Here is a 17,874-nt window from a genome sequence, read left to right on the forward strand (position 1 = left end):
ACCCGCGCCCCACGCGCCGAGCGGTTTCCCGGCTGCCCGAAGCGGGATGGATATGCTGCCGAGTTGTTGTGCGGACCGGACGAGTACGCCCGAAGGGGGGCGGGCCGCCCCGGTCCGACGAGAGCGAGGAGGCGTCCGGCACATGGAGACGACAAGTCGGGCAGGCGCGCAGGCGCCGACCGCGGAGGGTGGCCAACAGTCGCCCTTCGTCCGGCGTACGGCCGACAGCTACCTGCTGGCGCCCTTTCCCTGGTACGGCCTCGACGAGGCCTTCACGGGGCAGCGCTGGCTGATGCAGGTCGGCACCTCGGCCGACGGTTCCGTGGAACACGGTTCGACCGGGCACGGCGACGAGCCGTCCGTACGCAACGAGTTCGTGTCCGGGTCGCCGGACGAGCCCAAGGAGAGGTTCGCGGTCGTCGTCACCGTCGCCGCCCACCCCGAACGGCGCCTCGCCGACGGCACGGGCCAGCTGGAGGCCACCTCGGTCTCCTCGGCGGCCTGGCTGGCCGCGGTGGGCCTGCTCTCCTTCACCTGGCCCGGGCAGGTGGACCACACCCTGCGGGACGACTGGCTGGAGCAGCAGACGGAGACCGCGTGGGAACTGGCCGACGATCTGTCAGGGCCGGCGTGGTCGACGCTCTCCCTGCCCGTGGACGGCGTCCCGACGCCGTTCTACTACCGGGAGTCGGAGTTCGGCTGGGTGCTCGCCGGTTCGACCTCCCAGGGGGTGCACCTGGGGGCGTACGGCAGGGGCATGAGCGCGTACGGGCTCGGTTTCGCCGTGATCAAGGACATCGGCGCGTACGCCTGACACCCCACGGCACAGGGGGGACACGACACGAAGGGGCGCCGTCCACGCGGGACGGCGCCCCTTCGTGTCGTACGGGCGGTACGGGCCGCGAAGGGCCCCGTACGGTCTAGAACTTGTTCTTCGGGGTGATCCCCAGCGACAGTCCGGCGAGGCCCCGCTGACGGCCCGCGAGCTTGTCGGCGATTCCCCGCAGGGCCGAGCCCGCGGGGGAGTCCGGGTCGGTCAGGACAACCGGCTTGCCCTCGTCGCCGCCCTCGCGCAGGCGGACGTCGATCGGGATGGAGCCGAGCACCGGGACCGTGGCGCCCGTGGTACGGGTCAGGCCGTCGGCGACCGCCTGGCCGCCGCCCGTGCCGAAGACGTCGACCATCTCGTCGCAGTGCGGGCAGGGCAGGCCGGACATGTTCTCGACCACGCCGACGATCTTCTGGTGGGTCTGGACGGCGATGGAGCCCGCCCGCTCGGCCACCTCGGCCGCCGCCTGCTGAGGCGTCGTCACCACCAGGATCTCGGCGTTGGGCACCAGCTGGGCCACGGAGATCGCGATGTCGCCGGTGCCGGGCGGCAGGTCGAGCAGCAGGACGTCCAGGTCGCCCCAGTACACGTCCGCCAGGAACTGCTGGAGCGCGCGGTGCAGCATCGGGCCGCGCCAGACGACCGGCGCGTTGCCCGGGGTGAACATGCCGATGGAGATGACCTTCACCCCGTTCGCCGACGGCGGCATGATCATGTTCTCGACCTGGGTCGGACGGCCGTCCGCGCCCAGCATCCGCGGCACGCTGTGGCCGTAGATGTCGGCGTCGACCACGCCCACCTTCAGGCCGTCGGCCGCCATCGCCGCCGCCAGGTTCACCGTCACCGAGGACTTGCCGACGCCGCCCTTGCCGGAGGCGACGGCGTACACACGGGTGAGGCTGCCGGGCTTGGCGAAGGGGACCTCGCGCTCGGCCTGGCCGCCGCGCAGCGCGGTCGCCAGCTCCCGGCGCTGCTCGTCGCTCATCACGTCGAGGGTGACGTCGACCCGGGTGACACCCTCGACCCGGGAGACGGCGTCGGTCACCCGCTGGGTGATCGTCTCGCGCATCGGGCAGCCGGAGACCGTCAGGTAGACGGTGACCGCGACCGCTCCGTCCGCGCCGATCTCCACCGATTTGACCATGCCGAGCTCGGTGATGGGCCGGTGGATCTCGGGATCGTCAACCGTCGCCAGAGCTGCGCGCACCGCGTCTTCCGTAGCCATAAGGACGATGGTACGGCGCCCGGTGCGGCCGCCGGGACCCCGTCACCGGTCGTCCATGTCACCCGCGTGCGGGTGATCCGCCGGGAATACCCCGGGCCGGCGGTGCCCGTCGAGGGTCCGCTCCTCCAGGTCCTTGACCAGGTCCTGGAGCTCCGAGCGCATCCAGTCGCGGGTCGCCACCTCGCCCAGGCCCATGCGCAGCGCCGCGATCTCGCGGGTCAGGTACTCGGTGTCGGCGATCGACCGCTCGTTCTGCTTGCGGTCCTGTTCGAGGTTGACCCGGTCCCGGTCGTCCTGCCGGTTCTGCGCCAGCAGGATCAGCGGGGCGGCGTAGGAGGCCTGGAGGGACAGGGCCAGGGTCAGGAAGATGAACGGGTACTCGTCGAACCGCAGATGCCGGGGCGCGGCCACGTTCCACAGCACCCACACGATGATCACCACCGTCATCCAGACGATGAAGCGCCCGGTGCCCAGGAACCGCGCGATGCGCTCGGACAGCCGCCCGAAGGCGTCCGGGTCCCACTCGGGCAGCAGCCGGCGCCGGGGCGGGCGCGGCTGGTCCAGCCGGCCGGCCCGCGGCCGCCCGGCGGCGGTGGCGCCCACCGGGAGCCGCTCGCGGGTGCCCTCTCGTTCAGCCGCCATGCGCCGCCGCCCCCTCGTCCAGGTCGTACTCCGTCTCCCGCCAGTCGTCCGGCAGCATGTGGTCCAGGACGTCGTCCACGGTGACCGCGCCGAGCAGCGCGCCGGACTCGTCGACGACGGGCGCCGCCACCATGTCGTAGGTCGCGAAGAACCCGGCGACGACCGGCAGCGTGGCGTCGGGCGCGAGGGGCTGCAGGTCGTCGTCGAGGATGGAGCCGACGAGGGTGTAGGGCGGGTCGCGCAGCAGCCGCTGGAAGTGCACGGTGCCCAGGTACTTCCCGGTCGGGGTGTCCTCGGGCGGCCGGCAGACGTAGACCTGGGCGGCCAGCGCGGGGGACAGGTCCCGGTTGCGGACGCGGGCCAGAGCGTCGGCGACGGTCGCGTCCGGGCGCAGGATGATCGGCTCGGTCGTCATCAGGCCGCCCGCGGTGTGTTCCTCGTACGACATCAGCCGGCGCATGTCGGCCGCGTCGGCGGGCTCCATCAGCCCCAGCAGCCGCTCCTGCTCCTCCGTCGGCAGCTCGGCGAGCAGGTCGGCGGCGTCGTCCGGGTCCATCGCCTCCAGCACGTCGGCCGCGCGTTCGCCCTGCAGCTTGCCGAGGATCTCGATCTGGTCGTCCTCCGGGAGCTCCTCGAGGACGTCGGCGAGCCGGTCGTCGTCGAGCGCGGCGGCGACCTCGGCGCGCCGCTTGGCGGACAGGTGGTGCAGCACGTTGGCCAGGTCGGCGGGGCGCAGTTGCTCGAAGGTGGCGAGCAGGCTCTCCGCGCCCTGCCCGTTCTCCTCCAGGGAGAAACCGGTGACCGCGGACCACTCCACGGTCAGCGCCTCTCCCCGGTTGCGCCGGAACGCGCCGCCCTTCCTGCCCTTGCGGACGAAGACACGGTCGACCTCCCAGTCCCGGCGCGCGGGCAACTGCTGCACCGACATGTCCAGGACCGTCACCTCCTCGCCGGTCTCCACCAGCGTCACCCGCCGGTCGAGCAGCTCGCCGAAGACGAGGCGTTCGGTGGGTCGCTGCTCGAAGCGGCGGACGTTGAGCACACCCGTGGTGATGACCTGGCCGGACTCGATGCCGGTCACCCGGGTCATGGGCAGGAAGATGCGGCGCCGGGTGGCGAGTTCGACGACCAGTCCGAGCAGACGGGGCGGCCGGCGTCCGACGCGCAGCATGACAACCAGATCGCGTACGCGTCCCACCTGGTCGCCCGTCGGGTCGAAGACGGCGATTCCGGAAAGGTGCGAGACGAAGATCCGGGGGGCGCCCGCTGCCATGGCTGCGCCTCCTTTGCGCGGCTGTGTGGTGCGTGTGGTGCGTGTCGTGTGTGCCGGGTTTCTTTTCCCAATTGCCCGCTCAGGTGCGCTTCAGGCTAGCCCGTCCACCTCGGATACGCCCTGGTGAGCGTCCGCACGAGCCAGTTCCACCGGGCGTGCGCGGCCCCGGTACGCTGCCGTACGCCGCTTGAGGACACCCGTCGGAAAGGCAGCTCCACCTGTGACCGTGATTCCCCAGGGCCGTACCCGCCGGACCGCGCTGACAAGCGCGCTGTGTGCCCTGGTCGTCGCGGGCGCGGGCCTGACGGGGTGTTCCGGGGACGATCCGGACGCGGGCACCAACGGGGTGGGCAAACTGCCGGCCGACAAGATCCAGACGAGGACGAGGGCGGCGGCCTCCGCCGCGGACACCGTGCACCTGTCCGGGAACGTGGTCAGCAACGGGCGTACGTACCGGCTCGACATGCGCCTGAAGGACGAGGGCGGTACCGGCTCGGTCACCTCGCAGGGGGTGACCTTCGGGCTGCTGCGGGTCGGGGAACAGCTCTACCTGAAGGCGGACGCCGGGTTCTGGGGCCAGGTCGACGGCGACGGCAAGGCCACCGGGGCCGCCGACAAGCTGGACGGCAAGTATGTGAAGGTGCCGCAGGGCGATCCCGCGTACCAGCGGTTCAGCGGCTTCACGGACAAGGACGTCCTCCTCGACGGGCTGCTGACGCTGCACGGCACGGTGGCGACCGACGGGCACCACGAGCAGGCGGGGGTCCGCACCATCCGCATCACCGGCGGCAAGGGCTCCGGGGGCACCCTGGACGTCTCCCTGGAGGGCACCCCCTACCCGCTGCGCCTAGTGCGCGCGGGCGACGCGGGGACGCTGAGCTTCTCGGACTGGGGCAAGGACTTCGCCCTGGCCCAGCCGAAGGAGAGCGAGACGGTCGACTACGGCAAGCAGCTGCCGACGTCCTGACTCCCGCCCCCCGGGGGGAGGGGCTACTTCCGCCGCTTCCGCTTCGCCAACAGCCGCGGCAGCCCGTCCGGGGCCGGCCGGCGGGTCGTCGCCGGTGTGGGCAGCGGCGCCTCGGCCAGCGAGCCCTCCGGCAGCGCCCCGGTCGTCCCGGTGGGCTCCAGGCGCAGCACCCGGCACTCGCGGGCCCAGCGCGCCGTCATGGCCTCGCCGTCGGGCGCGTTGAGCCGCTTCCCCTTCAGCTCGGCCACCGTCTCCTGCCACCGCGCGGAGTCCGGCGCGACCTCCACGACCCGCGCGGACCAGGTGACCAGGCGGCCGCCCTTGTCCTTGCTGCGCACCGTCACCTCGGCGCCGGCCCCGTCGGCCAGTCCGGGCAGCGGCTGCTCGCCGGGCCCGTCGCCCACCACGCATGCCGCGCCGTCGTGCCAGACGTGCCACAGGGCGCGGGCCGGGACGCCGGGGCCCTTGACCCAGATCAGGCCGGACTTCTTGGTGGCCTCCTCGACGAGGGCCTGGTCGAGCAGCTCGGTGTTCATGGCAGAAGGGTAACGAGCCCGCTCACAGCCAGCCGTTGCGCTTGAGCGTGCGGTGGATGCCCAGGCAGATCCCGGCCATGACGGCCAGGACCAGCGGATAGCCGTACTTCAGGTGCAGTTCGGGCATGTACTTGAAGTTCATGCCGTACACCCCGCAGACCATCGTCGGCACGGCGATGATCGCCGCCCATGACGTGATCTTGCGCATGTCCTCGTTCTGGGCGACGGACGCCTGCGCCAGGTTGGCCTGGAGGATGGAGTTGAGCAGCTCGTCGAAGCCGACGACCTGCTCCTGCACGCGGGCCACGTGGTCGGCCACGTCCCGGAAGTACTTCTGGATGTCCGGGTCGATCAGCCGCATCGGGCGCTCGCTCAGCAGCTGCATGGGCCGCAGCAGAGGCGCCACCGCCCGCTTGAACGCCAGTACCTCGCGCTTGAGTTGGTAGATCCGGCCGGCGTCGGTGCCGCGCGGGGTGCCGCCCCGGCCCGGCGAGAACACCTCCGTCTCGACCTCGTCGACGTCCTCCTGCAGCGCGTCCGCGACCGCCATGTACCCGTCGACGACGTGGTCGGCGATGGCGTGCAGCACCGCGGAGGGGCCCTTGGCCAGCAGCTCGGGGTCGTCCTGAAGGCGGTGGCGCAGGGCGCGCAGGGAGCCCTGGCCGCCGTGCCGGACGGTGATGAAGAAGTCCCGGCCGGTGAAGCACATCACCTCGCCGGTCTCCACGATCTCACTGTTCGGGGTGAGCTCGTCGTGGTCGACGTAGTGGATGGTCTTGAACACCGTGAAGAGCGTGTCGTCGTAGCGCTCCAGCTTGGGCCGCTGGTGGGCCGTGACCGCGTCCTCGACGGCCAGCGGGTGCAGCCCGAACTCCTCGGCGATACCGGCGAACTCGGCCTCGTTCGGCTCGTGCAGGCCGATCCACGCGAAGCCCCCGTCGCGCCGCACCTGGCGCATCGCCTCCTGCGGGGTGAGCGGCCGGTCGGTCGGGACGCGGGAGCCGTCGCGGTAGACGGCGCAGTCCACGATGGCCGAGGGAGCCGCCGGGTCGCGCGTGGTGTCGTACGCGCCGTCGTCCCGGCGGGGGGCCGGGCGTGAGGTGCGGACCACGGAACGCAGGTCGCGGATCATCGACATGGCGGGGCTCCTTCGCAGCGAGCGACGAGCTGCCGAGGGCGGTCGGAACTGCCCGGAATGAGGACGTGGTGGCCTCAGGGATGTTTGGCACGTCCACAAAGCGGGGAGCACCGCACCGTCGCGGTGGCGAGCTTCGTCACTGACAGATCAGACAGATCAAAACGAAACGAAGTGCTCTTCCGTAGGACGTGCGCGGGGCACGAACGCGAGAGGTGGCGACCGACCGGAGTCAGAGCGACGACATCAGCGGCGGGAAGAGCGGGTGCTACTGCACGGTCGACTTCGATCCATGACAGCCTCACCTCCTCCGGCCGGTCCCTCGTAAGGGAGTCCCATCGGGCGTCGGGGCCGGATTGCGACCTCCCCAGGGCTGAACACCTGGGGGGCACCCCGTTGCGCGCTGCCCCGGACGACCGGCCAAGAGTATCAGCAGCCCGGTGTGTCAAGGCGCCGCTTTGCCTGCCGCTGACGAGTTCTATGCTCGCCGCATGGCTGATGTTCTTCCTCTGGTGGAGGCCCGGTTGCGTTCCGCGCTGGGCGAACCGGACGCCCGCGCCGCGGTCACCTTCCTCGGCACCGACCGGCTCGAGGTGCTGCGTTTCCACGAGGGGGACATCGTCAGGTACGCCACCCTCGGCATGTCCGCCCGGCCCATGACCGACCCCACCGCGCTGATCGCCGACCCGGTCGAGGGGCCGCGCGCCGAACTGGTCCTCTCCGTCCGCGCCGGCCTCGCCGACACCGACAAGGTGCTCCGCCCGCTCGCCGTGCTGGGGGCGTCGCCGCAGGTCGAGGGCGTGGTCGTGACGCCGGGCGCCTCGCTCGACGTGGGCGAGCCGCTGTGGCCCGGCGCGCCCTTCACCTCGGTCCTGGTGGCCGAGCCGGGGGGCCTGGTGGAGGACCTGGAACTCGACGAGCCGCGGGATCCCGTACGGTTCCTGCCGCTGCTGCCGATGACCCCGAACGAGGCCGCCTGGAAGCGGGTGCACGGTGCGCAGGCCCTGCGGGAGCGCTGGCTGAGTCACGGGACGGACCTGCGGGACCCCGCCCGCGGTTCCGTCCCGCTGGAGTGAGCAAGCTCACCAACAGGCCGTCGGCCCATGTCAGTTGGCGAACACCGTGACGCTGTCCTCGGTGGCGTGCCGCGGCTGGAGCTCCTCCGCCTCGTGATGGAGGGCCCGGCGGCGGACCGCGACGACCAGCGCGCCCGCCACCGCGGTCGCCCCCGCGACCACGAACGGCACGTGGATGTCGGTCCACTCCGCGATCTTCGGCGCCAGGAAGGGCGCGGCGGCCGCGGCGAACCAGCGCACGAAGTTGTAGCCCGCGCTCGCCACCGGACGGGGGGCGTCCGACACCCCGAGGGCCAGCTCGGTGTAGACGGTGTTGTTCACGCCGATGAAGGCGCCGGACAGGATGGTGCAGACGACGGCGGTCGTGTGGTCGCCGTAGCCGAGCACGACCACGTCGGCGGCCAGCAGCACCAGGGAGCCGCCGAGAACCTTCAGCGAGCCGAACCGGGCCTGCATGCGCGGCGCCACCACCACCGAGAACAGGGCGAGCAGCACACCCCAGGCGAAGAACACCGCACCCGACTTGTACGGGGTCATGTTCAGCACGAACGGGGTGAAGGCCAGCACGGTGAAGAACGTGTAGTTGTAGAAGAACGCCGAGACCGCCGCCGAGGCGAGACCGCCGTGGCCGAGCGCCCTGACCGGGTCCAGCAGGGAGGTCTTGCGGGCGGGCTTCGGCTGCTCCTTCAGGAACGCGGTGATGCAAAGGAAGCCGACGGCCATCAGGAACGCGGTGCCGAAGAACGGATAGCGCCAGCTCGCGTTGCCGAGCAGCGCGCCGACCAGCGGGCCGCAGGCCATGCCGAGGCCGAGCGCCGACTCGTAGAGCAGGATCGCCGCCGCGCTGCCTCCGGCCGCCGCGCCGACTATGACCGCGAGGGCGGTCGAGACGAAGAGCGCGTTGCCGAGGCCCCAGCCGGCCCGGAAGCCGACGAGCTGGGCGACGGAGCCCGAGGTGCCGGAGAGTCCGGCGAAGACCACCACGAGGGCGAGGCCGAGCAGCAGGGTCTTGCGGCCGCCGATACGGCTGGACACGAAGCCGGTCACCAGCATCGCGACGGCGGTGATCAGGAAGTACGAGGTGAAGAGCAGGGAGACCTGGCTCGCGGTGGCGTTCAGGCCCTTGGCGATGGAGGGCAGGATCGGGTCGACGAGCCCGATGCCCATGAAGGCGACGACGGACGCGCCGGCCGTCGCCCACACCGCCCTGGGCTGCCGCAGGATGCTTCCCGCGCCCGCGTCGAACGGGTCGTCACCCTCCGAGGGACCCCCTGTACTGCTGTGCATGTTGTTTCCTCCGATCGTTGCTGTTTACACATAATAAGTTAGCCACCCTAATTGATGCAACATGCACCTAGTTCGTCGTGGTGGGCGTCCGGGCCGGACGGGTGATCGTCCTTGACGCGGCGCTGCCGGGGTAGGACCGTGGGGCCCTATGAGGGGCGAACCCAGTTGCCCGAAGTGCGGTGGCCGGGTCAGGGCTCCCGGACTCTTCAGCGATTCCTGGCAGTGCGATGTGCACGGGACCGTTTATCCGCTGCAGCCCGTGATCCCGCCCAGCGTCGAAGCCCTCGGTGTCGTGGTGCAGCGGACCCAGGTACCCGTGTGGATGCCGTGGCCGCTGCCGGTCGGCTGGCTGTTCACCGGCGTGGCCTACGCCGGGGACGAGCGCAGCGGCGGCCGTGCCACCGCCGTGGCCTGTTCCGGGCCAGGGCCGCTCGGCGGCATGGGTGAGCTCATCCTGGTCGCCGAGGAACTCGGCGTCGGTCTCGGCGCGCGCTACGCAGGCATCGACGGCCCGGACCCCGGCACCTACCTGGACGTGGAGAAGCCGCCCGACGCCAAGCTCCTGGCCGGCGGCCGCCCCACCCCGCTGTGGCACGTCTCCGGCGCCCCGGACGACCGGGCCGTCTTCGCGGGCGAGGCGCTCGGGCTGTGGCTGTGGGCGGTGGTGTGGCCCGAGCAGTCCGGGCTGCTGATGTACGACGAGCTGGTGCTGGCCGATCTGCGCGACGCGGGCGCCGAACTCGAACTCGTCCCGTGCGGGGCGCTGTCGCCGCGGCTGCTGCATCCGTAGCGATCCGTAGGGGGCGCTCGGCGGTCGCGGGTGTGACAGGGTACCCGCCGGCGCCCGTTATCCTGGGGTGTCCCCTTCCGTCCCGTCAGAGCCTGGAGTCCGTGTCGTGCGCATCGACCTGCACACCCACTCCAGCGCGTCCGACGGCACGGACACCCCGGCCGAGCTGGTGCTGGGCGCCGCCGCGGCGGGTCTGGACGTCGTCGCGCTGACCGACCACGACACCACCCGCGGGCACGCCGAGGCGATCGCCGCACTCCCCGAGGGGCTCACCCTCGTCACCGGTGCCGAGCTCTCCTGCCGTGTCGACGGCGTCAGCATGCACCTGCTGGCCTACCTCTTCGACCCCGCGGAGCCCGCGCTGCTCGCCGAGCGCGAGCTGGTCCGCGACGACCGGGTGCCCCGGGCCAAGGCCATGATCGCCAAGCTGGAGGCGCTGGGCGTGCCGGTCACCTGGGAGCAGGTCGCGCGGATCGCGGGCGACGGCTCGGTCGGGCGGCCGCACATCGCCTCGGCGCTGGTCGAGCTCGGCGTCGTACCGACCGTGAGCGACGCCTTCACCCCGGACTGGCTGGCCGACGGCGGCCGCGCCTGGGTCGCGAAGCACGAGACGGACCCCTTCGAGGCGATCCGGCTGGTCAAGGGCGCGGGCGGAGTGTGCGTCTTCGCCCACCCGGCCGCGGTCAAGCGTGGTCGCACGGTGCCGGAGTCCCGCATCGCCGAGATGGCCGCGGCCGGGCTGGACGGCATCGAGGTCGACCACATGGACCACGACTCCGACGACCGGGCGCGGTTGCGCGGGCTGGCCGGCGAACTGGGACTGCTCACGACCGGCTCCAGCGACTACCACGGCAGCCGCAAGACCGTCTCGCTCGGTGAGTTCACGACGCATCCCGATGTGTACGGGGAGATCACGCGGCGGGCCACCGGGGCGTTCCCGGTGCCGGGGACCGGCGGGGTCTGAGGCCCGCCTCGCCCGCCCTCACGTCACTTCTCTTCCGCAAGGCCTCTCACCGATGTTCGACGCTGCCGTTTTCGGCTCCCTGTTCCTCACCCTTTTTGTCATCATGGATCCCCCTGGGATCACCCCGATCTTCCTCGCGCTGACCGCCGGACGGCCCGCCAAGACGCAGAAGCGCATGGCCTTCCAGGCCGTCTGCGTGGCCGGCGGGGTCATCGCCGTCTTCGGCGTGCTCGGCAACCAGATCCTGGGCTACCTGCACGTGTCCGTCCCGGCGCTGATGATCGCCGGCGGACTGCTCCTGCTCCTGATCGCGCTCGACCTGCTCACCGGCAAGACGGACGAGCCCAAGCAGACCAAGGACGTCAATGTCGCGCTGGTCCCGCTCGGCATGCCGCTGCTCGCGGGTCCCGGCGCGATCGTGTCCGTCATCCTCGCCGTGGAGAAGGCCGGCGGCGTGGCGGGCCAGATATCGGTGTGGTCGGCGATCCTCGCCATCCACGTGGTGCTGTGGCTGGTCATGCGCTACTCGCTGCTGATCATCCGGGTCATCAAGGACGGCGGCGTGGTCCTGGTGACGCGGCTCGCGGGCATGATGCTCTCCGCGATCGCCGTGCAGCAGATCATCAACGGGGTCACGCAGGTGATCCGGGGCGCCTGAGCCCGCGCGTGCGCGAAGCCCCCGTACGGCTGCCGTACGGGGGCTTCGAAGCTTCTGCGGTGATCCGTTCCTGTTATGAGGCCGTGGTCCCGGCCGGGCGGATCCACAGCCGCTGTCCTACAGCGGCGGCCTGCTGAACGATCCGGTTGACGGAGGCGGCGTCCACGACGGTGCAGTCCACGGGTGTGCCGTCGACCTCGTCGAGTCGCATGATTTCGAAGCGCATTGCCTCTCCCTTCGTCTGGTCATCCTCCTGAGGAGAACTACTTGGCTTCACTCGGGTACAACGAAGTGCAGGATGCAAACATTCCCTACGCTAAAGAAATTTTTCGAGTGTCTAATCAGTGACCGGTAAGGCAGCTTCAATTGACCGACCGGGACCGGTTGTGTTCACAGCGTGACCGCCGGGACAATGGAGGGCGATGAACGGTGACCTCGCGGCGCTGTCCGCCCGCATCGACCGCACCAACGAGTTGCTGCAACGCATGCTCGCCGAGGTGGCGAAGACGCCCTCGACCCATGCGATCTTCGTAGACGCCGGATACCTCTACGCGGCGGCGGGGCGGCTGGTGGCCGGGACGGAGGACCGCCGTTCCTTCGACCTGGACGCCGAGGGGCTGATCGACGCGCTCATCGACCGGGCGCGCACGGTCTTCGCCGACAGCCGGCTGCTGCGCGTCTACTGGTACGACGGGGCCCGCCGCCGCATCCACACCGCCGAGCAGCAGTCGATCGCCGAACTGCCCGACGTCAAGGTACGCCTGGGCAACCTCAACGCCAACAACCAGCAGAAGGGCGTCGACTCCCTCATCCGCTCGGACCTGGAGTCACTGGCCCGGCACCGCGCCATCAGCGACGCGGCGCTGCTCGGCGGCGACGAGGACCTGGTCTCGGCGGTGGAGGCCGCCCAGGGCTACGGCGCCCGGGTGCACCTGTGGGGCATCGAGGCCCCCGACGCCCGCAACCAGGCCGAGCCGCTGCTCTGGGAGGTCGACAGCCAGCGCACGCTCGACCTGGAGTTCTTCAAGCCGTACGTCTCCCGGCGCACCGCGCCCGCCTACGATCCCGCTCAGACGGCCCGCCCGACCCGTGAGAGCGTCCGGTTCGTGGGCGCGCAGATCGCGGCCAAGTGGCTCGCGGCGCGCGGCCGTGAAACCGTGGCGGAACTGCTCCCCGGGCATCCGTATCTGCCGGGCTCGGTGGACCAGGACCTGCTGGTGGAGGCCGAGGGCCTGCTCCAGTACTCCCTGCGCGGCCAGGCGGACCTGCGGCGCTCGCTGCGCGACGGCTTCTGGGAGCACCTTCAGGGGCAGTTCTAGCCGGCCGCCGCGGTGGCGGTGTCCCAGAAGGCGGCGAGGGCGCGGGCGGTGGCGAGCGGCTGGTCGCAGTTGGGGGAGTGCTCGGCCCCCTCGACGACCGTGCGCAGCGCGCCCAGTCGCCGGGCCATGTCGTCCAGGACGGGCACGGGCCAGGTGTCGTCCCGTTCGCCCGAGAGCACGTGGAACGGCAGCGGCCGCGCGGCGAGTTCGGCGACGCGGTCCGGCTCGGTGCACAACTGCCGTCCGGTCGCCAGGAGTTGGGCGGGCTTGTGGCCCAGCCAGCGGTGGCGCAGCTCCGTGCGGTCGGCGAGGCCCGCGTCGAGTCCGGCGCCGGTGCCGGACTCCTCGGGCGGTTCCGTCGCCTGCATGACCTCCCACACCTCGGCCATCGACATCACGCCGAGAGCGTCCCGCAGCAGTTTCACGCGCTGCTGCTGGGAGACGGAGATCTGCGCCGGGCCGGAGGCCATCAGGGTGAGCGAGACGAAGGGGGAGTGGTCGAGGAGCACGGCCGCGCGGGCGATCTGTCCGCCGAGCGAGTGCCCCAGCAGATGCACCGGCGTGCCCAGCGCCTCCGCCTGGGCGAGGACGTCCCGGGCGAGTTCCCCCTGTGCGTACGCGGACTCGTCGTCCACCGGCCCGTCCGACTCGAACTGCCCGCGTCCGTCCACGGCCACCGTGCGGTACCCGCGCGCCGCGAGCGGCATGTGCAGCGGGTTGAAGTCCTCCTTGCTCCCGGTGAACCCCGGCAGCAGCAGCGCGGTGCCCCGCGGCTCGGCACCGGCCGCCGCGGCCATGTCGACCACGGCGAACTGACCGCGCGCAGTACGCAGCCGGTAGGCACGCGCCCCCGGCGGCGGGAGGAACGAAGGAGGCCTGCTCATGCGCCGAGGCTACCGGCCACGCCGTCTTCGGGGCACCGGGACGGCAGTTCGGGTGAAGCGACCGATGGTTGGGCGACCAGGGTGAACCGACGGCCGGTTCGCCCCGGGTAAGGGGTGGCCGCCCGGGGCGCAGGACCCGCTCTTGTGGACTCCGCGGCGGGTTGGGCGGTTGGGGTGAACGGACGGGGCCGCTCCGCGCCGCGCCGGGTACGCCTGCGGCCCGGTCCCATGGGGTGGGCCGGGCCGCAAGGGTTGTGCACGGGCGCCGGGGCGCCGGGTCGGGCGTCCGGTGGACTCCGTCGTGGTGGCGGTTTTTCCGGCGGTGTCCAGCGCCGCGTTGCGGGTGCGGCGCGGCGGGTCGGGTGGTTGGGGTGAACGGCGGGTCGCGTCCCCTCCGCAAGGGTTGTGCACGGGCGCCCGGGCGCCGGGTCGGGCGTCCGTGGACTCCGCCGGGATCTTGGCGGTGTCCGCCGCAGAGTTGGGTGGTCGGGGTGCACCGGCGGGACGCGTCGCCTACGCCTGCGGCCCGGTCCCACTCGGGGTGGGCCGGGCCGCTGGGGCGTGCGTGCCGGGTCAGGCTTCCGTGGGCTCCGCCGTGGTGGCGGTCTTGCCGGTGGTTTGCGCCGGGATCTCGGCGGTGTCCACCGCCGCCTCGACGGCGGCCGCGGTCTTGCGGGTGCGGCGCGGCTTCGGCTCGGCGACCGCGTCGGCGGCCTCCGCGGGAGCCTCGGCGACCTTGCGGGTTCGGCGACGGGGCTTGACCTCCACCTCGTCGGCCTCCGCCGTCGCCGCGACCGTCTTCCGGGCGCGGCGGGGCTTGGCCTCGGCGGCCTCCGGCGCGTCCGCGGCGGCCGTGGCCTTGCGGGTGCGGCGGGGCTTGGCTGCCGTGGCCTCGTCGGCGACGGGCGCGTCGGCCGTCTCGGCGGTCTTGCGGGTCCGCCGGCGCGGCTTGGCCTCCGCCTCGTCGGCGGCGTCCACCACGGCCTCGGGCGCGGTCGCCGCCTTGCGGGTGCGGCGGCGCGGCTTGGCCTCCGCGCCCTCGGCGCTGTCGACCGCCGCCTCGGCGGCGCTGTCCGGCGCGTCGGCCACCTGCGCCGGGATCTCCCCGGCGACCGTCGCGGCGGCCTTGCGGGTACGGCGAGGCTTGGCCTCGACCGTGTCCACGGCCGCTTCCGGCGCTGCGGCCGCTGCCTTCCGGGTGCGACGGGGCTTGGTCTCCGCCTCGTCGACGGCGCTCTCGGCGGCGTCCGGCGCGGTGGCCGTCGTCTTGCGGGTGCGGCGGCGCGGCTTGGCCTCGGGCTGGTCCGCGGTGGACTCGGCCGTGTCCAGGGCCGTCTCGGCGACGGTCTCGGCCGCAGCCGCCGGTTCCGGCGCGACCTCGGTCCCGGAACCGGCCGTCGTGACCGCCTGCTCGGCCGACTTGCGGGTACGGCGGCGACGCGGCTTCGCGGGTGCTTCAGTAGCGTCGAGGGCGGGGCCCTCGGCCGTCGTCACCGCGGACTCCGCGGGCTCGACGGTCTCAACCGGCTCGGACGGTGCCGTCGGCTCCCCGGCCGTCACCGGCTGGGTCGGCGCACCGCCGCGCATCCGGCGCCGACGGCGCGGCGTGCGCGTGCCGGACGCCTCCTCCGCGACCGTGGCCTCGACGGACGTGCCGTCGGCCGTCGTGACCGCCGCCGGGTCCACCGGCGCCCCGCCACGGGTGCGGCGCCGGCGACGCTGCGTACGCGCCGGGCGCTCATGGTCCGCGGAGCGCTCACGGTCCGCCGGACGGGCCTCGCTCCGGCCGCCCCGGCCACCGCGACCGCGTGCACCGCGGCCGCCGGTCTCGCCGAGGTCCTCCAGCTCCTCCGCCTCGAGCCCGGCGCGGGTGCGCTCCGCACGCGGCAGGACGCCCTTGGTGCCCTCGGGGATGCCCAGCTCGGCGAAGAGGTGGGGCGAGGTCGAGTACGTCTCGACCGGGTCGTTGAAGTCCAGCTCCAGCGCCTTGTTGATGAGCTGCCAGCGCGGGATGTCGTCCCAGTCGACGAGCGTGATCGCCGTACCCTTCGCGCCCGCGCGGCCCGTACGGCCGATGCGGTGCAGGTACGTTTTCTCGTCCTCGGGCGACTGGTAGTTGACGACGTGTGTGACGCCCTCGACGTCGATGCCGCGCGCGGCGACGTCGGTGCAGACGAGCACGTCGACCTTGCCGTTGCGGAAGGCGCGCAGCGCCTGCTCGCGGGCGCCCTGGCCGAGGTCGCCGTGGACCGAGCCGGAGGCGAAGCCGCGGCGCTGGAGCTGCTCGGCGATGTCGGCGGCCGTGCGCTTCGTACGGCAGAAGATCATCGCCAGTCCGCGGCCGTCGGCCTGGAGGATGCGGGCGACCATCTCCGGCTTGTCGAGCGAGTGCGCGCGGAACACGAACTGCTTGATGTTCGCGACCGTCGCGCCCTGGTCGTCCGGCGCGGTGGCGCGGATGTGCGTCGGCTGCGACATGTAGCGGCGGGCCAGACCGATGACCGCGCCCGGCATGGTGGCCGAGAACAGCATGGTCTGCCGCCTGACCGGCAGCATGTCGATGATCTTCTCGACGTCGGGCAGGAAGCCCAGGTCGAGCATCTCGTCGGCCTCGTCGAGCACCAGGCTCTTGACGTGCTTCAGGTTCAGCTTCTTCTGGCCGGCCAGGTCCAGCAGACGGCCCGGGGTGCCGACGACCACGTCGACGCCCTTCTTCAGGGCCTCGACCTGCGGCTCGTACGCCCGGCCGCCGTAGATCGCGGTGACGCGTACGTTGCGCACCTTGCCCGCGGTCAGCAGGTCGTTGGTGACCTGCACGCACAGCTCGCGCGTGGGGACGACGACGAGCGCCTGCGGGGTGTCGGTGAGGTCCTCGGGCCGCGCGCGGCCCGCCTCGACATCGGCGGGGACGGTGACCCGCTCGAGGAGCGGAAGGCCGAAGCCGAGCGTCTTGCCGGTGCCGGTCTTGGCCTGGCCGATGACGTCCGTGCCCGTCAGGGCCACGGGGAGCGTCATCTCCTGGATGGGGAAGGGAGTGATGATGCCGACGGCTTCCAGGGCCTCGGCGGTCTCGGGGAGGATCCCGAGTTCTCGGAACGTCGTAGTCAGGGTGCTGCCTCTTCTGTGTGCGCGGTGCGAGGCGAGCGCGGGGGTCGTGTCTGACCGTGCCGGGGACGTCGGCCGCCCACGCGGGCGGGCCGTGTGGCACGGGACCACAGCCGACGCTCTAGCGCTCGAACCGCTTGGAGGTCCCTCCGATCGTCGTACGCACAGTGCCGTACGGTCAGGGAGGGCTGTCGGGTCGGAGCCGATCGGGCCACCGACCGGGCATCCTCATGCGTGCGGCCTGTCGACATACACCGAAACACGACGGCATACCCAGCAGGCGCATTACCACCATACCCCGGAAACGCGCACACGTGATGGCCGATTCGGTCACGTAGTCGTCGTCACACTGGTTGAGCAGGTCCTTCGCAGACGCGGAGAGCGGGCTATTGTGCGCTTCATGACGAGCTCTGACAAGTCTGACAACGCCTCCGAGACGCCCGCCGAGCCCACCGGCATCGCCGCCCAGGACTGGGCGACGGCCGCCGCCGACCCGCAGTACCGCGCCGCGGTCGTGGACCTGCTCGGCGCCCTCGCGTACGGAGAGCTCGCGGCGTTCGAGCGGCTCGCGGAGGACGCCAAGCTGGCGCCCACGCTCGCGGACAAGGCCGAACTGGCGAAGATGGCGTCGGCCGAGTTCCACCACTTCGAGCGGCTGCGCGACCGGCTCACGGAGATCGGCGAGGAGCCGACGCTCGCGATGGAGCCGTTCGTCGCCGCGCTCGACGGCTTCCACCGGCAGACCGCGCCCTCGGACTGGCTGGAGGGCCTCGTCAAGGCCTACGTCGGCGACTCGATCGCCAGCGACTTCTACCGGGAGGTCGCCGCCCGCCTGGACTCCGACACGCGCGAGCTGGTCCTGGCCGTCCTGGACGACACCGGGCACGCCGAGTTCGCGGTGGAGAAGGTGCGCGCGGCGATCGACGCGGACCCGCGCGTGGGCGGCCGTCTCGCACTGTGGGCGCGGCGGCTGATGGGCGAGGCCCTGTCGCAGTCCCAGCGGGTCGTGGCCGACCGGGACGCGCTGTCCACGATGCTCGTCGGCGGTGTCGCGGACGGATTCGACCTCGCCGAGGTCGGCAGGATGTTCTCCCGGATCACCGAGGCGCACACCAAGCGGATGGCCGCGCTGGGGCTGGCCGCGTAGGCCTCGCACAGGACCGCCGGGAGGCGGTTTCAGGGGG

The 17,874-nt window shown here is 72.2% G+C and carries 17 protein-coding genes; 8 read left to right on the top strand and 9 right to left on the bottom strand.

Features of this window, described 5'->3' with window-relative positions; translation table 11 throughout:
• The first annotated feature begins 142 nt into the window (after nt 1-142).
• Nucleotides 143-814, top strand: coding sequence for a hypothetical protein (locus ACF09J_RS10265; RefSeq protein ID WP_392304941.1), 672 nt, complete (start codon nt 143-145; stop codon nt 812-814).
• Between the two features lie 106 nt (nt 815-920).
• Here the strand turns inward: ACF09J_RS10265 and ACF09J_RS10270 are convergent, their stop codons facing one another.
• From ACF09J_RS10270 to ACF09J_RS10280, 3 genes are read right to left on the bottom strand one after another with little or no spacing between them, the layout of a single operon-like run.
• Entirely contained in the window at nt 921-2,054 is a 1,134-nt protein-coding gene (locus ACF09J_RS10270) for an Mrp/NBP35 family ATP-binding protein (protein ID WP_392304942.1), read from the bottom strand.
• 42 nt (nt 2,055-2,096) lie between these two features.
• Nucleotides 2,097-2,696, bottom strand: a complete 600-nt coding sequence (locus ACF09J_RS10275) for a DUF1003 domain-containing protein (RefSeq protein ID WP_392304943.1) — start codon at nt 2,694-2,696, stop codon at nt 2,097-2,099.
• Nucleotides 2,686-3,969, bottom strand: coding sequence for a magnesium transporter MgtE N-terminal domain-containing protein (locus ACF09J_RS10280; protein ID WP_392304944.1), 1,284 nt, complete (start codon nt 3,967-3,969; stop codon nt 2,686-2,688). The genes ACF09J_RS10275 and ACF09J_RS10280 overlap by 11 nt, the downstream gene beginning before the upstream one ends.
• Nucleotides 3,970-4,189: 220 nt before the next feature.
• Here ACF09J_RS10280 and ACF09J_RS10285 point away from each other — a divergent pair, with 220 nt between their 5' ends.
• Nucleotides 4,190-4,936, top strand: coding sequence for a hypothetical protein (locus ACF09J_RS10285; protein ID WP_392304945.1), 747 nt, complete (start codon nt 4,190-4,192; stop codon nt 4,934-4,936).
• Nucleotides 4,937-4,959: 23 nt separating this feature from the next.
• Here ACF09J_RS10285 and ACF09J_RS10290 read toward each other — a convergent pair whose 3' ends face one another.
• The gene (locus ACF09J_RS10290; RefSeq protein WP_392304946.1) at nt 4,960-5,472 is read right to left on the bottom strand and encodes a hypothetical protein; all 513 of its coding nucleotides are present in this window, start codon (nt 5,470-5,472) and stop codon (nt 4,960-4,962) included.
• A gap of 22 nt (nt 5,473-5,494) precedes the next feature.
• Nucleotides 5,495-6,610: a magnesium and cobalt transport protein CorA gene (locus tag ACF09J_RS10295; RefSeq protein ID WP_392304947.1), complete on the bottom strand. Its 1,116-nt coding sequence runs from the start codon at nt 6,608-6,610 to the stop codon at nt 5,495-5,497.
• Between the two features lie 488 nt (nt 6,611-7,098).
• Between ACF09J_RS10295 and ACF09J_RS10300 the strand changes: the two genes are divergently transcribed.
• Nucleotides 7,099-7,683 (top strand): suppressor of fused domain protein, encoded by a 585-nt coding sequence (locus ACF09J_RS10300; RefSeq protein ID WP_392304948.1) that lies wholly within the window; start codon nt 7,099-7,101, stop codon nt 7,681-7,683.
• 30 nt (nt 7,684-7,713) lie between these two features.
• On the opposite strand, the gene ACF09J_RS10305 is transcribed toward ACF09J_RS10300, so the two are convergent.
• Entirely contained in the window at nt 7,714-8,970 is a 1,257-nt protein-coding gene (locus ACF09J_RS10305) for an MFS transporter (RefSeq protein WP_392304949.1), read from the bottom strand.
• A 148-nt stretch (nt 8,971-9,118) separates the two neighbouring features.
• Here ACF09J_RS10305 and ACF09J_RS10310 point away from each other — a divergent pair, with 148 nt between their 5' ends.
• The 3 genes from ACF09J_RS10310 (at nt 9,119) to ACF09J_RS10320 (ending at nt 11,382) form a co-directional block, all read left to right on the top strand.
• On the top strand, nt 9,119-9,760 hold the full coding sequence (locus tag ACF09J_RS10310) for a DUF6758 family protein (RefSeq protein WP_392304950.1): 642 nt from the start codon (nt 9,119-9,121) through the stop codon (nt 9,758-9,760).
• Between the two features lie 106 nt (nt 9,761-9,866).
• Nucleotides 9,867-10,724, top strand: a complete 858-nt coding sequence (locus ACF09J_RS10315; RefSeq protein ID WP_392304951.1) for a PHP domain-containing protein — start codon at nt 9,867-9,869, stop codon at nt 10,722-10,724.
• A gap of 52 nt (nt 10,725-10,776) precedes the next feature.
• On the top strand, nt 10,777-11,382 hold the full coding sequence (locus tag ACF09J_RS10320) for a MarC family protein (protein WP_392304952.1): 606 nt from the start codon (nt 10,777-10,779) through the stop codon (nt 11,380-11,382).
• Nucleotides 11,383-11,455: 73 nt separating this feature from the next.
• Here the strand turns inward: ACF09J_RS10320 and ACF09J_RS10325 are convergent, their stop codons facing one another.
• The gene (locus tag ACF09J_RS10325) at nt 11,456-11,608 is read right to left on the bottom strand and encodes a hypothetical protein (RefSeq protein WP_141358650.1); all 153 of its coding nucleotides are present in this window, start codon (nt 11,606-11,608) and stop codon (nt 11,456-11,458) included.
• 196 nt (nt 11,609-11,804) lie between these two features.
• On the opposite strand from ACF09J_RS10325, the gene ACF09J_RS10330 reads away from it, so the two are divergent.
• On the top strand, nt 11,805-12,701 hold the full coding sequence (locus ACF09J_RS10330; protein ID WP_392304953.1) for an NYN domain-containing protein: 897 nt from the start codon (nt 11,805-11,807) through the stop codon (nt 12,699-12,701).
• Here ACF09J_RS10330 and ACF09J_RS10335 read toward each other — a convergent pair.
• Both ACF09J_RS10335 and ACF09J_RS10340 read right to left on the bottom strand, forming a co-directional pair.
• Entirely contained in the window at nt 12,698-13,585 is an 888-nt protein-coding gene (locus ACF09J_RS10335) for an alpha/beta fold hydrolase (protein ID WP_392304954.1), read from the bottom strand. The genes ACF09J_RS10330 and ACF09J_RS10335 overlap by 4 nt on opposite strands.
• A gap of 573 nt (nt 13,586-14,158) precedes the next feature.
• Nucleotides 14,159-16,600 (bottom strand): DEAD/DEAH box helicase, encoded by a 2,442-nt coding sequence (locus tag ACF09J_RS10340; protein WP_392304955.1) that lies wholly within the window; start codon nt 16,598-16,600, stop codon nt 14,159-14,161.
• Nucleotides 16,601-17,090: 490 nt separating this feature from the next.
• On the opposite strand from ACF09J_RS10340, the gene ACF09J_RS10345 reads away from it, so the two are divergent.
• Nucleotides 17,091-17,837, top strand: a complete 747-nt coding sequence (locus ACF09J_RS10345; RefSeq protein ID WP_392304956.1) for a ferritin-like fold-containing protein — start codon at nt 17,091-17,093, stop codon at nt 17,835-17,837.
• Nucleotides 17,838-17,874: the final 37 nt, after the last annotated feature.

Origin of the sequence: Streptomyces sp. NPDC014889, assembly GCF_043081205.1 — a bacterium.
Taxonomy (GTDB): domain Bacteria; phylum Actinomycetota; class Actinomycetes; order Streptomycetales; family Streptomycetaceae; genus Streptomyces.

Coding starts and splice junctions, on each gene's coding strand:
- ACF09J_RS10265 (WP_392304941.1), top strand. CDS start 143: ATGGAGACGACAAGTCGGGCAGGCGCGCAGGCGCCGACCGCGGAGGGT.
- ACF09J_RS10270 (WP_392304942.1), bottom strand. CDS start 2,054: ATGGCTACGGAAGACGCGGTGCGCGCAGCTCTGGCGACGGTTGACGAT.
- ACF09J_RS10275 (WP_392304943.1), bottom strand. CDS start 2,696: ATGGCGGCTGAACGAGAGGGCACCCGCGAGCGGCTCCCGGTGGGCGCC.
- ACF09J_RS10280 (WP_392304944.1), bottom strand. CDS start 3,969: ATGGCAGCGGGCGCCCCCCGGATCTTCGTCTCGCACCTTTCCGGAATC.
- ACF09J_RS10290 (WP_392304946.1), bottom strand. CDS start 5,472: ATGAACACCGAGCTGCTCGACCAGGCCCTCGTCGAGGAGGCCACCAAG.
- ACF09J_RS10295 (WP_392304947.1), bottom strand. CDS start 6,610: ATGTCGATGATCCGCGACCTGCGTTCCGTGGTCCGCACCTCACGCCCG.
- ACF09J_RS10300 (WP_392304948.1), top strand. CDS start 7,099: ATGGCTGATGTTCTTCCTCTGGTGGAGGCCCGGTTGCGTTCCGCGCTG.
- ACF09J_RS10305 (WP_392304949.1), bottom strand. CDS start 8,970: ATGCACAGCAGTACAGGGGGTCCCTCGGAGGGTGACGACCCGTTCGAC.
- ACF09J_RS10310 (WP_392304950.1), top strand. CDS start 9,119: ATGAGGGGCGAACCCAGTTGCCCGAAGTGCGGTGGCCGGGTCAGGGCT.
- ACF09J_RS10320 (WP_392304952.1), top strand. CDS start 10,777: ATGTTCGACGCTGCCGTTTTCGGCTCCCTGTTCCTCACCCTTTTTGTC.
- ACF09J_RS10325 (WP_141358650.1), bottom strand. CDS start 11,608: ATGCGCTTCGAAATCATGCGACTCGACGAGGTCGACGGCACACCCGTG.
- ACF09J_RS10330 (WP_392304953.1), top strand. CDS start 11,805: ATGAACGGTGACCTCGCGGCGCTGTCCGCCCGCATCGACCGCACCAAC.
- ACF09J_RS10335 (WP_392304954.1), bottom strand. CDS start 13,585: ATGAGCAGGCCTCCTTCGTTCCTCCCGCCGCCGGGGGCGCGTGCCTAC.
- ACF09J_RS10340 (WP_392304955.1), bottom strand. CDS start 16,600: ATGACGCTCCCCGTGGCCCTGACGGGCACGGACGTCATCGGCCAGGCC.
- ACF09J_RS10345 (WP_392304956.1), top strand. CDS start 17,091: ATGACGAGCTCTGACAAGTCTGACAACGCCTCCGAGACGCCCGCCGAG.